A 16126-nucleotide genomic window follows, 5' to 3' on the forward strand; every position below is an offset into this window, starting at 1 on the left:
ATTAATTTCATTTTACAAATATGATCAAGCGTATATACTTCTATATGGTTGTGCTCCTTTTTACGTTGAGCGCGACTACCCTTTTTGCAGCAGAAACCATCACCTTTAGCGGCAAAGTCATCGATGCCAGGTCGAAAGCCGGTTTACCTGGCGCAAGTGTTTCCATCCCAGATCTTCGGATATCAGTCATCACAGATGCGAATGGCGAGTTCTCCATTAGCAGTGCCCCAACCCGGGGACGGTTCCTGATCCAGATCCGGTACATCGGCTATAAAACCCTGACGGAAAGTGTTGACTTCAGCAAATCAGCCGCTGTGGTGTTCGAAATGGAGGAAAGTGTGATTGAAGGCAAAGAGATCGTGATCACCGGATCGGCCTTCAGCTCTGACAACCGTCAGAACAGTACTTCTATTGCCACGGTAACGAAGGAGGAATTGCTTTACAATCCTTCTACCAACATCATTGACGCACTTTCTAAGGTGCCAGGTGTGTCACAGATCACTACAGGTCCAGCGATTTCCAAGCCTGTGATCCGTGGTTTAAGTGCCAACCGGGTGGTGACCTTGAGCAACGGGGTGAAACAGCAGGGGCAGCAATGGGGCGATGAGCATGGTATTGAGATCGACCAGTACAGTGCGGAACGGGTGGAGATCCTGCGTGGACCTGCCAGCTTGATGTACGGTTCGGATGCATTGGGTGGCGTGATCAACATTCTGGACGCATTGCCAGCACCTGATGGTACGTTGAGAGGGGAGTTCTTGAGTAATTACGCGACCAACAATGGTCTAAGCGGAACATCGCTGATGCTGCAGGGTAATAGCAACGGACTGGTTTATCGTGCCCGCGGATCTTACCGCAATGCCTATTCTTATAAAACTCCTACAGAATATGTACCGAACTCCGGATTCAATGAAACCAGCTTTGAAGGGCAGATTGGCCTGAACAAAAATTGGGGTTATGCGCATCTGGATGCTTCAAGTTTCAGAAATAACATCGGGTTTTATGAACCTGCACGTAATGAGGAGGGGTTTTTAGTCAATGAAGACGGACTGGTACCTACAAAGGCGGAAAACCACGATCGTAGCCTTGCTTTTCCAAAGCAGGATGTGCGTCACTATAAACTTGCGCTGAACAGTAACATTCTGTTTAACAATGGTAGCTTAAGATCCACCATCGGTTATCAGCAGAACCAACGCCGCGAGCTGGAAAGTGCAGGCGAGGGCGCCGCCCTTTACCTGAACAACTACGCCTACAGCTACGACTTCAAATACACCTTTAAGGAAATTAATGGCTGGGCATCTGTTCTTGGCATCTCCGGTGAGTTCATCCATAGCTTAAACACCAGTGCTGAAGAACAACTGATCCCAGACTTCGATAGTCAGGCTTACGGTGCTTTCGGCTTTGTAAAGAAAACCTGGGATAAAAATACGTTTAACATTGGTGCACGTGTGGATTACCGCAAGTTGAACTCCTACGCTTTTGAAGGGCAGGAAGTGTCTTTTGCAGCCATTAACAACGAATTCACCAACTTGAGTGCAGCACTGGGGTATACCCACGAGTTTAATGAGGCTTTGAGCTTCAAAGCGAATGCAGGTACTGCTTTCCGCGGGCCGAATATCGCGGAGTTATCCTCTAACGGGGTACATGAAGGTGCTTTTCGTTACGAAATCGGTAATCCGGACTTAAAGCAGGAGCGGAGTAACCAGTTTGATGCTTCTTTTGAATATTCAGATGAGTACCTAAGTGCTAGTGTTGGCGGGTTTTTGAACTCCATCAACAATTATATTTACTACAACTCCAACGGGGAGTTCATTGATGTGGACGGCACGGATTACCCGGTTTTCAACTTTGTGCAGAACGACGCTTTGCTAAGAGGTATCGAAGCTTCACTTACCTTGCACCCGGTGAGCTTCATTCACTTCGAAAATGCCTTTGCTTTTACGCGCGCAACGAACCGTAGCACTAAACAATCGCTCCCATTCATTCCCGCAGCGACCTTACGTAATGAGTTCCGTTACGAGCCGAAAATCCCTGGTACAGTACACTCGTACATCTCGGTAGGATTGGATAACTTCTTCAAGCAGTCTAAAGTAGATGCCTTTGAAACCAGCACCTCTGGATACACGCTGCTGAATGCCGCTGTTGGTACCACGTTGAAGCTAAACAAGAAGCAGGAATTAACGATCTACGTAGCTGGAAGGAACCTATTGAATAAAGCCTACTATGATCACTTGAGCCGCTTTAAACCGGGAAGGCTTAGTGAAGAAGATCCTACCTTCGGTATTTACAATGCCGGAAGAAACATTACTTTCGGTTTTAGGCTGCCATTTAACATTACCACAGGGAAGTAATTACTTTTCAGCTTGGATTGACTCCCCTGATTTGATGTAGACTTTAAAGCATATTGCGATCAGTAACATAGCGGATCAAGAAGCCCCTCAGCTTAATGTTAGAGGGGCTTTTTGTTGCCCGTAGCCTTTGCGACTGGAAGTCCTGGCCGGTAAGGTGCCAAGCCTCAATGGTACAGCATCAATTGTCGTATAGCCTTGATGCAGGTATGAATTTTGCACTTGAACTTTCGTAATAGAATATGTACTTCATTCAGATAGCACCACTCATGTTTAAAAAGCTGATTACCCTAAGCCTGTTAATTTTAACGACCACGGCATTGTTTGCACAGAAAGACTCCATATCCATAAACCTGGAAAACGTAAACTATGCCCATCCGGTTAAATTCTTCCCGATCTCCACTGAAGGACAGCAACTCAAGATGGCCTACATGGATGTGCAGCCAACGAAGAATGCCAACGGCAGAACTGTGATCCTTTTTCATGGAAAGAACTTTGCTGGCTACTACTGGACGGATGTCATAAAGACATTAACCGCTAATGGCTACCGGGTAGTTGTGCCCGATCAGATTGGCTTTGGTAAATCTTCTAAAGCTTACATTCACTACAGCTTTCATCAGCTGGCCAGTTGGAGCAAGGCGCTGCTGGAAAGTTTGAACATCTCTAAGTCGGTGATTCTTGGTCATTCTATGGGTGGTATGCTGGCCACGCGCTACGCGCTCATGTTTCCAGAACGTACAGAAAAGCTGCTGCTGGAAGATCCGATCGGCCTGGAAGACTACAGGACCTTCATCCCCTACACCAACACGGAAAAGCAGTATCAAACAGAGCTTAAAGCCACGCCAGAAAGCGTACGCAAGTACTACCAGGGTTCGTACTTTACCAAATGGAAGGCTGAGTACGACGAGCTGGTGCGCATTGCGGGAGGTGTAAGTTACAGCAAGGAATTCCCACGGTACGCAAAAGTAGCAGCCATGACCTATACCATGATCTTTGAGCAGCCCGTAGTGTACGAGTTTAAGAACCTGAAAGTGCCAACGGTGTTGTTCATCGGCCTGGAAGATAAAACCATTGTAGGGAAAGCCAGTTTAACGCTAGAGCAGCAGGCGCAGCATGGACAATACAAGGTGCTGGGTAAAAAGGCTGCTGCCGAGATTCCCGGTGCTAAGCTGATCGAGTTTGAGAACTGCGGTCACATACCACACCTCGAAATACCCAAAGCTTTTGCCGCGACGCTGCTTGAAAACCTTTAATTAAGCCTAACGCTTGAAAAGCGATAAGCCCTTTAGGAGAGGTTTAGGCCTTCGGTAAACCTGCCACTGGTGTGCTCACACGACAAAATATGCTTAGTTAAACTCCTGGAACCCTGCCGGAGCTTCTAATATACGGAGCTGCGTGATGACCTGTTCTTCCGTTACCGGGTAGGGCTTATTGTTCCGGATGGCTTGGTAAACGCCTTCAAAGAGCGGCATATAACTGCCCTTCTCCGAAACCAGCCGCTCTTCCTTTTTACTGCCGTCCGGGTTCATGCGGGTTAAGGTCGCCGCAAGCTCCTCTGGCTCCTCGCCATAGCCTTCACTGCCCGGACGAATGGCTTTCAGCAGTTGCGCCTCCTGGATATCCGCACGGTACTTCACTAGGCTGCCCTGCTCGGCATGTACTACAAACGCTGCCTGTGGATCAGGAGCAAGCATTGTGGAGCATACAAATACCTGCAGGCTATCCGGGTATTGCAGATGGAAGTGGAAGTAATCGTCTACCTTGGTGTCTTTACGGTTCATGCCCAATACCTTGTAGAAGCTTAAAGGCTTACCAAACAGGTTGATCGCCTGATCTAACAAGTGCGCACCAAGATCATACTGGAGCCCGGTTGCGGGTACCAGCTCTTCTTTAAAGGTTTTAGGGCCGATCGTATTGCGGTAGCGATCAAAGCGGATGTGAACCTCGGCAATTTTACCCAATACACCGCTGTCAATAACCTGCTTTACCGCAAGGTAGTCACTATCCCAGCGCCTGTTCTGGTACACAAACACCTGCTTGCCGGTTTCCCGGGAAAGGTCGAATAAGGCTTGTGCTTCTTCAACCGTAGCAGCAAAGGGCTTCTCGACCAGCACATGTTTGCCTTTCAGCAGTGCCTGTCTGGTATAATCGTAGTGCGTGAAGTTTGGTGTATTCACCACCACCAGTTCTATTTCAGGATCATTTAGCAGTTCATCAATGCTGTCGTAGCTGTTTATTTCCGGGTAATCTTTATGTGCTTTCTTCTCATTACGTTCGGTAACTGCGCTTAAATTAAAGCCCGGGTGTACGGACAGGAAAGGTGCGTGAAACAGCTTTCCAGACATTCCATAAGCCAGCAGGCCAGTGTTGATGATCTTCTCCATAGTTTAAAAGTAAGCATATAAGCGTATCTTTGCAGTATGAAACCTTCAGAAATTCATGCAAAATGGAAGATTTTGCAGCAAAAGATCGCTAAGGAATTTGATTCTGATGAGCCGGACTTGAAGGTTATCCTGTTTCTAATCGGGGTACAGGAGTTGGGAAAAGGCCCCGGAAAATACAGCAAGCGCCAAAAGGAAGAGCTGATGCATATCGCCACCTGCAGGCTTTTAAGTGAAATGGGCTTTTACGAACTCGAAGGACTCGATCAGGATGGCTGGCCGCACTGGAAGCTAATAAAACCAGTGCCTGCATTTGCCATGATGGAGCAGGAGCTACTGCTGAAATCATTGGCAGTTACCTATTTCGAGGAAATCTACGGCGATGAATTCAACGCCTAAAGGCGAAGAACCTTATCATACAAGAATCTTATTCAAATAAAAAGGCCTCCTGCATCGCAGGAGGCCTTTTTATTTTTTGGTCGCTTTCCCTTAGGAAGGGCTGATAATGCTCAATGTAAACTCACTTAGCTTTGTGCTTTAGCTTCTTTCTTCAAGTCATCATTTGCAACAATTACAATCTCAACCCTACGGTTGGTTGCTCTTCCTGCTTCAGTAGCGTTGTCACCAATAGGCTCTGAAAAACCTTTACCTACGGTAGATAACCTTGATGCTGGCACGCCCTGAGCTACCGCATAAGCTTTTACCGCTGCTGCTCTGCGCTCAGATAAACTCATGTTATAAGCTTCTGTACCACGGCTATCAGTATGACCGATAACTTTAATGTCTGTACCTGGATATTGATTTAATGAAGCTGCAAGCTTTTTGATGTTGTCTTTAGAAGCTTCCTTCAGGTTGCTGCTGTCGAAGTCGAACAAAATACCGCTGTCGAACTTTACAATGATACCTTCACCTTCACGGATTACCTCTGCATTTGGTAAGGTCTGCTCGATCTCAGCAGCTTGCTTATCCATTCTTTTACCAATGAAACCACCTGCGGTACCACCAATAGCACCACCCAATACGGCACCTACTGCAGTGTTACCTGCTTTTTTACCAATGATGGCACCAATTACGCCGCCTGTTGCTGCACCGATACCCGCACCTTTTTGTGTTTTAGTTAAACTATCGCATGACTGGAATGCCATTGCACCGATAGCCAATGCTATACTTAATGTTGCTGTTTTAAATTTTGAGATAATCATAATGTATGTTTTGAACCGGGGCTAAATCAAACCTGATGCCAAGATATGCTTATTAGTTTTTATTGTTAACTAACAAGAATATTGCAGTACCAAGAATTAAGGTGAGAAAAAGTGTGTAGAGCAACTGTGTAAGTTGCCCTGTTTTCTAAACAGTATTACTCCGAGAAGTAGGTTTCCAGCTCCTGTAACGTATTTTCTGTGGTTTGTATATCCTTAATCACGATGCCTTTTTCCAGCAGGATGATCCTGTCGCATACATCGGTCACGTGGTTGAGGTCATGACTTGAAATGATCGTCGTAACCTGATGTGTTGTCCTTAAGCCTTTTACCAGGGATTTTAACCGTATTTGTGTGGTCGGGTCTAAGTTGGCGAATGGCTCATCGAGAATCAGCAGTTCAGGGTTCTGCATCAATGCCGCTGCAATGCCCACCTTGTTCTGGTTGCCTTTAGAGAAGTCACGGATGTACTTGCCGCTGTTCAGAATCTCGCCATTGAAAAACTCCACATACCGCAATAGGTACTGCTCTACATCAGCACGTGTCATGTTGTGCAGACTGCCAATAAAGATAAAATACTCCTCCGGTGTCAGGTAATCGATCAGGAAGTTCTCATCCAGGAAAGATGCGGTATAGTTCTTCCAATCGTCCGTTTTAGCTACATTCTCGCCTTTAGAGAAGATACCACCTTCATCCGGCCGGATCAGGTCCAACAGCATGCGGAACAGCGTGGTTTTACCTGCGCCATTGTTCCCCACCAAGCCGATGGTTTCACCTTCATTAATTTGCAGTTGCGGAATATTCACCACGGTACGTTCCGCGTAGATCTTCTTTAGGTTCTTAATTTCTACAATCATTATTTTTCTCTGAAGCCTTCGGCGATTTTATATTTTCTCTTGTTAAATGCATTCACTAATACGTCTATCCAGAAGCTGCGGCTTAAAAAGCAAATTAAACCTGCAATACCCAATGCCGCGAGGCCCCAGTAAGGCTTTCCCATCAGGTTAAATGGCACGTAGAAGAGGTATGGTATTAGGAATACCGGCAGGCTCATCAACATGGAGGTGGCACCTACACCCTGCCAATTGAAGCTGGAGCCGCTTTTCATATCAATGGCCTTGTAGTTAAACGTGGCCATGTACATTACCACAATTGGAGCAATCCCAATGCTGAAGAAATAAGCCGCGAACTGTACCACCAGGATCTTCCAACTGATGAAGCCATACAAGCTCACCACCGCTGTTAATACCGTAGAAGCCAAGGTAAACAGTAGCAGCTTCGCCCGGAAAAAGGTCTGTACGCGCACCTTATTGCTCAGCAAGCCATCGAATTCAGCACTTTGCCAGCCAAACATAAACTGCCCATATAGCAGCACCATATTGCCCGTCATGAACACTGCGGCGAAAAGCATCAGACCAAAGTTGTTCTGATCGAGTTCCTTTTGCTTGTAGAAAAGCAATCCATAGAAGATGAATAGCAAGCCTTTAGATACCGTAGATTTGCTGCGTTTATTGCGCAATATCAGTTTAATCTCCAGGGCCGCAAGCTGACCAGCAGCACCAAAGCGATCCAGGAAAGGGTAGTCTGTGCTGGTCTTCTTTTCTTCGCCCGAACGCAGTTCTTCCATGTACAGGTTCTTGCGCAGGTAGTTCGCGTTCATAATAAAGACCCCAACCGCAGCCAAAGGGAACACCAAGGCAATGAGTGGTTGTTTCGCCACAGCGCTGAAGATCTGATCGGAAACTGCAGCAATGGAGAACACTTTAAAATACTCCAGTAAACCCAGTATAATCAGCACTAAGAATCCGATAACGACAAAGCGGGTGTTCGATATGGAAAGTCGCTTTACATATAGCGCCAGGTAGTTATTGAAAATCGAAAGGGATACCACTGCAAGCATGTACATCATGGCCGCAAAACCACCGTATGTTCCCATCACGTTCATCAGTATGAAGGGGAAGAACAGGAACAGCGGGAAGATGTTAAAGGCAGAGAAAATAGCCCGTATGTTTAAGAAGTTCACCAGCTTACGCTTCGGAATTTTCAAATGCAGATAAGGCACAATGGCCAGTGTAGGCAGCTCCTGTATTTGCATCCTGGATAAAAATTCAAGTGCAAAATAGTATAGGATCAAGCCGTTGAATACATCCATCACCGCGCGGTCGGGATAAAGCTGGTGGATAAGCTTATCCATAAAGAAGCCGACCGCTAATGCACAAAGCAGTAGGTAGAGGATCAGCAAGCCCATAATGATCTGGACAGCGATGCTCGTTCCTTTACCTCTGGCCCGGAAAAAGCCCTTCCACTGGTGACTTAAAAATGTATTCAGCATATTTAATAGTTATATTTCTTCTTCCAATTCTGGCGCAGTTTTTCCCGTAGCTTTTCCTCTGCAGGGTTTTTACCCGGATCAAACAGCTTGGTGCCACTGATCTGCTCGGGCATATACTCCTGTTCGGAGAAATTCCCTTCAAAGCCATGTGAATACTGGTAATCTTTACCATAGCCAATGTTCTTCATGAGCTTCGTTGGCGCATTGCGGATGTGCAGCGGTACTGGCAAATTGCCAGTTTCCCGCACCAGCTGCTGCGCTTTGTTAATGGCTTCGTAAGCCGCATTGCTTTTCGCAGATGATGCCATATAGGTCACCGCCTGGGAAAGGATGATCCTGGATTCCGGAAATCCTATCACATTTACCGCCTGGAAGCAGTTGTTCGCCAATAATAAGGCATTTGGATTGGCGTTGCCGATATCTTCTGCAGCCAGGATCACGAGCCTTCGGGCGATGAACAGCGGATCTTCACCACCTTCAATCATACGCGCCAGCCAGTAAACGGCGGCATTCGGGTCCGAGCCCCGGATGGATTTGATGAAAGCGGAAATGATGTCGTAATGCTGTTCACCCGCTTTATCATACATGGCCAGGTTCTGCTGCGCATGTGCAAGCACACTTTCATTGGTCAGCACAATGTTGTCGCCGCCGATGCCGTTTATGGCTATTTCAAGCACGTTCAGCAGTTTCCTGGCGTCGCCGCCAGAGAGCCTGATTAACGCTTCATGTTCCTTTAAGGTGATGTTCTTCTGCTTAAGCACCACATCCTCGGCAATGGCGGTTTCCAGCAGGCCTTTCAGCTCCGCTTCATCCAGCGACTTCAATATGTAAACCTGACTTCGGGAAAGTAAAGCCGAGATAACTTCAAAAGAAGGGTTCTCCGTTGTTGCGCCGATCAGCGTAACCAATCCACGTTCTACAGCACCCAGCAGACTATCCTGTTGTGACTTAGAAAAGCGGTGAATCTCATCAATAAACAGGATGGGCAGGCCTAGCAGGCTATCTTTCAGTGCCGTAGCACGGTCTATCACCTCACGGATATCCTTTACCCCGGAGTTAATCGCACTGAGGTTAAAAAAAGGGCGGTCCAGTGTTTTCGAAATGATATAGGCCAGAGTGGTTTTACCCACACCCGGAGGGCCCCAAAAGATCATCGAAGGCAGCTGGCCGCTTTGAATGGCTTTTCTCAGTACCGCATCCTGACCCACCAGGTGTTTCTGGCCAACATATTCATCCAGATTCTGTGGGCGCATGCGCTCTGCTAAAGGAGCTAGGTTCGGCATAGGCTATTTCGCTTGCGGTTTCTTCTTAAAGAACTTACGCCTTGGCTTATTGTGCGCCGGTTTTTCGGCGGTCTCACTTTCCGTTACAGGGCCAAAATGCCCAGGCAGTGGAATACGGTTAATCGCCTTATCAATCAGCTTTTCAATATTGGCAAACTTACGCTTGTCCTTATCATTTACCAGCGTGATGGCCGTCCCGGTAGTTGCTGCACGAGCTGTACGACCAATCCGGTGTACATAATCTTCCGGGTCATGTGGTACGTCGAAATTGATCACCAGTGAAATACCTTCCACATCAATTCCCCTCGACAGTACATCCGTACCGATCAGTACAGGTACACGTTTATTTTTAAACTCTGATAATATTGCTTCACGTTCTTTCTGATCCAGATCAGAGTGGAAAGCTTCCGCTTTAAACCTCAATCCTCGCAGCACCTTACCCAAATTCTTAACTTTCTCCTTGGTCGAAGCAAAAATGAGTACACTTGGGTAAACCTCCGGGTTCATGATTTCCGTCAAAAGCTTTACCTTCTGACTATCGTGAATAAAATACGCCTGTTGGTTAATACCTGCTGCGGGTTGTGAAATGGCGATGCTCACCTGTTCAGGTTTATGCAACAGCTTTGCAGCAAGTGTTCTGATCTTTGGCGGCATGGTTGCCGAGAAAAGTATGGTTTGTCTCTTTTCCGGCAGGAAACTGATGATCTTCATGATATCATCATAGAAGCCCATATCCAACATGCGGTCTGCCTCATCCAGGATCAGGTGTTGTAGCTGATCCAGCTTCAGTAATCCGGAGGAAAGGTGGGAGATCAACCGGCCTGGAGTGGCAATGATGATGTCTACACCCTCACGCATTGAGCGTTTTTGCTGCTCATAGGCGATACCGTCCCCACCACCATATACGGTCAGTGAGCTGATGTTGGTGAAATAAGACAAGGCTTCCACCTGCAAATCGATCTGCTGTGCAAGTTCCCTGGTCGGAGCCAGAATCAAGGTGTTATTATGACGGTTTTCCTGTAAACTGATCTTGTTCATCACCGGCAGTAGATAGGCGCCGGTTTTACCTGTACCCGTCTGCGCGCAGGCAATCAGGTCTTTGTCTGCCAGAATTAAAGGAATGGCCTGCTCCTGTATTGGCGTGGCATTTCGAAAGCCCATCGCCGATAAACCCTCATATAGATCAGGGTTAAAATTAAAATCTTTAAAATCCAATATACTTTTTGTTATTACTCCTATAAAAGTAACCTTTATTAATTTAAAATCCAGATGTATCTTAAACTAGTTACGGGAGCAGCAACAAGCTATTTACCAGCCTGATCGATCAAAGCCTGTATAGGTCTCCAGTCATACAAATGAAAAGTCATACCATTGCTCATGGCTACAAACATGCCCTTTTGGAATTGTCCGCCCAGGTTTACACTAGTCACATCGGCACCATCACATTCAATGGTAGAAACCGGGATTTCGGCCAATAGCGTATGCTTATTCGCATCACCATCACTGCCTTCACGAGCATAAACCATGAAGGTGTTCTTTTGTTGATTCGAAATCAACAGGTAACCTGTCGTTGCTGAACTCTTATAGATTGCAATACCTTCATGGTCTGCCTTGAAGTCGTTCTGTCCAAAGAAAGCCAGCTCCGCATCGTCCTTCTTATCAGGATCCGCATAGTATTTTTTTACGCCAGCCTGTTCATCTGAATAATAGATGTAACCAAGTTCATTATCTACAGCAATCGCTTCGATCTCTTTTTTTTCGCTAAAGCTGCCAAACTTTCTAACCACCGTAGCCGTCGCTGCGCCTTTGCTTTCTTCCAGTTTATACTGCCACAGATAGCTGCCGGATGGGCCGGTCTTACGTCCCACAATCACAAATATCGCCTTATCTGAGGGCCTGGTATAAATAGAGAGGCCCATTGGATCACGCTCCGTTTCGCCTTCAAATACAGGGATCCCGCCGTTGTCAATTGGCTTCAGGTCCGGTAAGGAGAAGATGCGGATCTTATTTGTTTCCCGTTCCGTCGTCACTGCGATATCTAAAGTTCGGTTGCCGAGCTGAAATTGATAAGCGATGTCAACATTATTTGGCCTTTTCAGTGGTTCTGATTTGTTGATGATTTCTCCTTTAAGATTGTAGAGGTAAAGTCCGCCATCACTGTCTTTATCTGTTCCCACAATCAGGCTTTGGCTGGCGTCTGCTGGATTGATCCAGATTGCAGGGTCATCCGTATCATGTGGTGTCGGCTGGGTGACCACCACAGGTTTTAAGGCATTGGGTTGAATGGAAGCCAGTTTGCTGCTACTGCATGAACTTAGTGCAGCAAGGATCGCGAGGTATAATATTGTTGTTCTTTGTATCATAATCTTGGCGCCCGGAGGGCATTAGTTTAGGCCTGGGTTCTGCGGGTTTTCTGTCTTGCAGCCTAGAAATCGAATTTAAGTCCCAGGTTATAACGTGCCTGATAGTATTCAAGTTGTTTCGTTAGTGCAGTGGATCCCTGGTAGTAACGCAAGGGCTGATTGGTGATGTTGTTGGCTTCAGCGAAAATCCGGATGTGCTTTTGGATCTTGTATGAAGCATTCAGGTCAAGAAAGAACTGCTTGTCATAATAGCTGTCGTTGAACTCCTCAGACCCAAGTTCATCGAGGTAACTTGAGGTATAGTTAGCAGATATCCTGGCAGAAAACTTCTTGTTTTCCCAAAACAGGGAGCCATTGAGCATGTGTGGTGCAGTACCAGGTAAAGTAACATTCAATCGTTCCGTGCCTCCCTCATCTGCAATTCCTTTTGCCTTGGATTTGGTGTAGGTATAATTTGCATAGATACCAAAACCCTTCAGAAATTTTCCTGGTAAAAAGTCCAGCTGTCTTTGGAAAGCGAATTCAAACCCATATACATCAACGTTATCGCCGTTTCTGGACTGGATAAAGGTCCAGCTTTCAGCAGAAGGGATTGGGTTTGCCTGATCAGGGAAGTCGCCAGCGAAGTTTGCAGCAGTGTACTGGTTGTTGCTATAGGTGTAGATGAAGTTATTCAGGTTCTTGTAAAATGCACCTGCAGAGACCAGACCGACCGACTTGAAGTAGTTCTCCACCATGAAGTCAAAGTTGTATGCATAGGTCGCCTTCAAGGCCGGGTTACCTGCCGAGATTTCCGTATCTGCAGCATTGTTATTCACGAAAGGTGCAAGCGCATAATAATCGGGGCGGGCAAGTGCGGTGGTAAATGCTGCCCGAAGTACCAGGTCATTGGTTGCATCGTACTTGAAAGAAAGCCCGGGCATCACATTCGTATAGCTGTTTTTGGTGTTGATTTCAGCTTCCAGTTCTTCTTCATCCAGTACACGGTTCCCGGTGTAGTTGATGCGTGTATTTTCAATCCTTGCGCCGACAATCATAGACAGTTTATCATTGAAATCCTGGTCCCACCTGATGTAACCTGCATAGATGTGCTCTTTGGCCTTATAGTTTTGCGAGAGAAATTCCGAAGGATCAAGTTCAGGTGTAAATAGCTCGGGGTCGTACAGGTTCAGGTTGCCAAGGTAGCTTGCGGATGCAAATGCACCAGGTACGAACTTGCTTCCAGGATTGAAACCCTGGCCGCTATAATAGTTCCCCGGTACTTCGGAAAGGGTACGCTCATCCTCAGGTTCATAAGAATAGAAGATGTTGTTCCTGGATTTATCTTTGATCCTGGCGCGCAGACCAGTTCTCAATCTTCCTTTTTGACCTGAAATCACTGAAAAAGGAATCCTGATGTTTAACTTCCCACCAAGTTCAGTTTCTTCTGTATGGTCTCTGTTTTCCGAAAGTGCAGATTGCTCAAATAAGTTCAAGGCATTACCGGTATGAAATACCAATGGTTTCCGCAAGTTACTGAGGTCCTCAGACATGCTTGCATTCTCTTGTTCAAACTCAATATATCGTTCATTTGGCCTGAATTCCCTGGCGGTAGCATAGTTTACGGACCAGTCCAGATCCAGCTTGGCATTCAGCAGGTGCTCACCTCTTAAAGCATAGTTTTGCACGCGCTGATCTTCCAGCCTGCGGCTTCTATTCCGGCTGTTTGCAATGCCGCCTTTGGTTTCCCGCTTAATGTCCCCCGTAAAGCCAGTAATGGTCTCTCCATTATAAGTCGGTACAAGGTTGTCATAGGTCGTTCTGAACCGGTTCTCGCGGTCATCCCTCCAGTTGTATATGGCATTGGCAAAGATGGTGTTGTTCTCGTTAAACTTGAAGTCTAAAGCCAGGGCGGCACTCCTGCGAATCCGTTGCACATCATATTTTCTGATATCAGATTCCTGCACATAAGTGTTATTGAATTCATCTTTCACCCAAACGGCTTCGATGTTATCCGATCCAAAGTCATTGTTGTTATAGGATCCACTGGCCACCACACCAAGTTTGTTGTTGAGGAAACGGTTGCCGTAAACAAGTCCGCCGGTCACAATGCCGCTTTTACGAATGGGGCCATAGCCTCCTGCAAGTGTTGCGGAGATGCGCTCAGCATTCGGTGTTGCCCGGGTAATCAGGTTTACTGAGCCACCAATTGCATCGGCGTCCATATCCGGGGTCAGTGTTTTATTCACTTCGATCGTTGCGATCATATCAGATGGGATCAGGTCCATTTGCACATTCCTGTTGTCGCCTTCGGCGGATGGTATGCGATCGCCGTTTAGGGTAACGGAGTTCAGTGCAGGTGCTAATCCGCGGATGATGATATTTCGTGCTTCCCCCTGATCGTTTTGCATGGTGATGCCCGGCACACGCTTTAATGCGTCGCCTATGTTAGCATCCGGGAACCTTCCAACTTGATCGGATGATATGACATTGCTGATGTTACGGTTTGTTTTCTGCTGGTTCAGTGCCCGTGCCTGGCCAAGGCCACGGTCGCCGCGGATCACCACGTCATGAAGGTTTTCTGCGGTACTGCCCAATACAAGATTGACACTGGTATTTCTGCCAGCATCAACAACAACCTCTTTCCGTTGCGACCCATAGCCAATATACATTACTTCAATCTGGTAGGTGCCAGCTTGTACATTCAGGAATTCAAAATCGCCGATCTGATTGGATACGGTGTATTTATTTCCGGCATTTAACAGTCGGATGGTTGCTCCTGGCATTGAGATATTGCCTTCCAGACTGGTGACCTTACCAGAAATAATCCCTGTTTTTTGTGCAGAGGCGCTTAAGCCCAAAACGGAAATAAATAGAAGTAGTAGTAATCGTCTTATCATGTACTTGCTGTTTGATGAGGCGAAACTATCAAGCAAGTATTACAACGATGTTAAGCTAAGATTATCAATCAGCAATAAAGCAATCTGCGGATTACAATTACATAAGATTATTGTAACAAAGGAGATCAGCAAACCGACCTTAGGATTAATGCCTACAAACTCCGGGTGTAATTTTAATCATGTATGTAGGGCTCAGAGGGTGTGCTTCGTTAAGTTGCAGGGATCCATGTAGCTGCTTGGGTATTCTACCTTCTTGGCTGCTCTTTGTACGATTAAATATACCCTTCTTTTCTTCTCTTACTACCTGAAGTTTTGGTTTCTGAAACCTCGGCGGAAGCTGACTTGTTGAAATCTCCGTCAACCTATTTTAAACAACCAAAAACGAATTAACTATGTTCTATCATGACAACAAGCTACAGTACCAGGTACGCGTAGAAAAACCAAACCCCGCATTTGCTAAGCTCCTGCAACAAGCCATTGGCGGTATTGAAGGAGAGATCAGAGTCTGTCTGCAATATCTTTTCCAGGCATGGGGAAACCGTGGTCCAAACAAATACCGCGACATGCTACTGGATACTGGTACCGAGGAAATTGCGCACATTGAAATGCTGTGTACTGCTGTTGCCCTGAACCTTGAAGGTGCAACGCACGAGTTGAGAGATAAAATTGCCGGAGAAAACCCATTGGTGAGCAATATTCTAGGTGGGATGGATCCAAGACACGTGCTGTCTTCAGGACTTGCGGCCATGGCTGTTGATGCGAACGGCGTTCCATTCAACGGTTCATGGGTTGTAGGTAGTGGAAATATCGCTGCAGATATGTATGCAAACGTGATGGCGGAATCTACTGGCCGTGTGCTGGCTACCCGATTATACGGCTTAACCGACGATCCTGGTATGAAAGATATGCTGTCCTTCCTGATTACCCGTGATGCCATGCACCAGAACCAGTGGCTGGCAGTATTGGAAGACCTGGGTGGTGTAGGTGTAAACCTTCCAATTCCAAACACCTTCCCGATGGCAGATCATGTCGAGGCCTTCGACTATGCCTTTGTATCTACAAACATCGAAAAACCGACTGTTGCTCCCGATGCGCGCTGGGCTAGTGGACCATCGATTGATGGAAAAGGTCAGTTCAGATACGTGCCTGCTGAGCCATTTGGTGGCGAGCCTCAACTAGGCCCACCGGATGTTAAAGGTTTTGCTCAAGAGCAACAAATGACAGGTGGCATGGATAAAGGCATCATCGAAAATATCAAAGATACCTTACTTCCTTAACGATCATCATCCTATAATTGAGCCGCCAGGAGAACCTTGGCGGCTTTTTTGTTGTTAGCGGAAT

General features: G+C 46.6%; 12 protein-coding genes. 4 read left to right on the forward strand and 8 right to left on the reverse strand.

What is annotated here, in order from left to right:
- Positions 1-20: 20 nt before the first annotated feature.
- Together AC5WJX_RS14625 and AC5WJX_RS14630 are read left to right on the forward strand one after the other, a co-directional pair.
- Positions 21-2351 carry a TonB-dependent receptor gene (locus AC5WJX_RS14625; RefSeq protein ID WP_494485106.1) on the forward strand — a complete coding sequence of 777 codons (2331 nt, stop codon included), beginning with the start codon at positions 21-23 and terminating at the stop codon, positions 2349-2351.
- Positions 2352-2590: 239 nt separating this feature from the next.
- Positions 2591-3601, forward strand: a complete 1011-nt coding sequence (locus AC5WJX_RS14630; RefSeq protein WP_494485107.1) for an alpha/beta fold hydrolase — start codon at positions 2591-2593, stop codon at positions 3599-3601.
- Between the two features lie 93 nt (positions 3602-3694).
- Here AC5WJX_RS14630 and AC5WJX_RS14635 read toward each other — a convergent pair whose 3' ends face one another.
- On the reverse strand, positions 3695-4732 hold the full coding sequence (locus AC5WJX_RS14635; protein ID WP_494485108.1) for a Gfo/Idh/MocA family oxidoreductase: 1038 nt from the start codon (positions 4730-4732) through the stop codon (positions 3695-3697).
- A 36-nt stretch (positions 4733-4768) separates the two neighbouring features.
- On the opposite strand from AC5WJX_RS14635, the gene AC5WJX_RS14640 reads away from it, so the two are divergent.
- Positions 4769-5128, forward strand: a complete 360-nt coding sequence (locus tag AC5WJX_RS14640; protein WP_440428512.1) for a hypothetical protein — start codon at positions 4769-4771, stop codon at positions 5126-5128.
- Between the two features lie 125 nt (positions 5129-5253).
- Here the strand turns inward: AC5WJX_RS14640 and AC5WJX_RS14645 are convergent, their stop codons facing one another.
- The 7 genes from AC5WJX_RS14645 to AC5WJX_RS14675 form a co-directional block, all read right to left on the reverse strand.
- A complete protein-coding gene (locus AC5WJX_RS14645) occupies positions 5254-5931 on the reverse strand; it encodes a YiaD family glycine zipper/OmpA-like lipoprotein (protein WP_440428511.1) in 678 nt (225 codons plus the stop codon).
- Positions 5932-6086: 155 nt separating this feature from the next.
- Entirely contained in the window at positions 6087-6785 is a 699-nt protein-coding gene (locus AC5WJX_RS14650) for an ABC transporter ATP-binding protein (RefSeq protein WP_494485109.1), read from the reverse strand.
- Positions 6785-8260 (reverse strand): DUF5687 family protein, encoded by a 1476-nt coding sequence (locus AC5WJX_RS14655; RefSeq protein ID WP_494485110.1) that lies wholly within the window; start codon positions 8258-8260, stop codon positions 6785-6787. Before AC5WJX_RS14655 ends, AC5WJX_RS14650 begins: the two co-directional genes overlap by 1 nt.
- Before the next feature lie 2 nt (positions 8261-8262).
- Positions 8263-9543, reverse strand: coding sequence for a replication-associated recombination protein A (locus tag AC5WJX_RS14660; RefSeq protein ID WP_494485111.1), 1281 nt, complete (start codon positions 9541-9543; stop codon positions 8263-8265).
- A gap of 3 nt (positions 9544-9546) precedes the next feature.
- The gene (locus tag AC5WJX_RS14665; RefSeq protein ID WP_494485112.1) at positions 9547-10758 is read right to left on the reverse strand and encodes a DEAD/DEAH box helicase; all 1212 of its coding nucleotides are present in this window, start codon (positions 10756-10758) and stop codon (positions 9547-9549) included.
- A gap of 89 nt (positions 10759-10847) precedes the next feature.
- Positions 10848-11906: a phytase gene (locus AC5WJX_RS14670; protein ID WP_440428507.1), complete on the reverse strand. Its 1059-nt coding sequence runs from the start codon at positions 11904-11906 to the stop codon at positions 10848-10850.
- A gap of 62 nt (positions 11907-11968) precedes the next feature.
- The gene (locus tag AC5WJX_RS14675) at positions 11969-14785 is read right to left on the reverse strand and encodes a TonB-dependent receptor (protein ID WP_494485113.1); all 2817 of its coding nucleotides are present in this window, start codon (positions 14783-14785) and stop codon (positions 11969-11971) included.
- Positions 14786-15177: 392 nt separating this feature from the next.
- Here AC5WJX_RS14675 and AC5WJX_RS14680 point away from each other — a divergent pair, with 392 nt between their 5' ends.
- Entirely contained in the window at positions 15178-16062 is an 885-nt protein-coding gene (locus AC5WJX_RS14680; RefSeq protein WP_494485114.1) for a manganese catalase family protein, read from the forward strand.
- The last annotated feature ends 64 nt before the right edge of the window (positions 16063-16126 follow it).

This window comes from Pedobacter sp. NEAU-ZC8 (assembly GCF_059278965.1).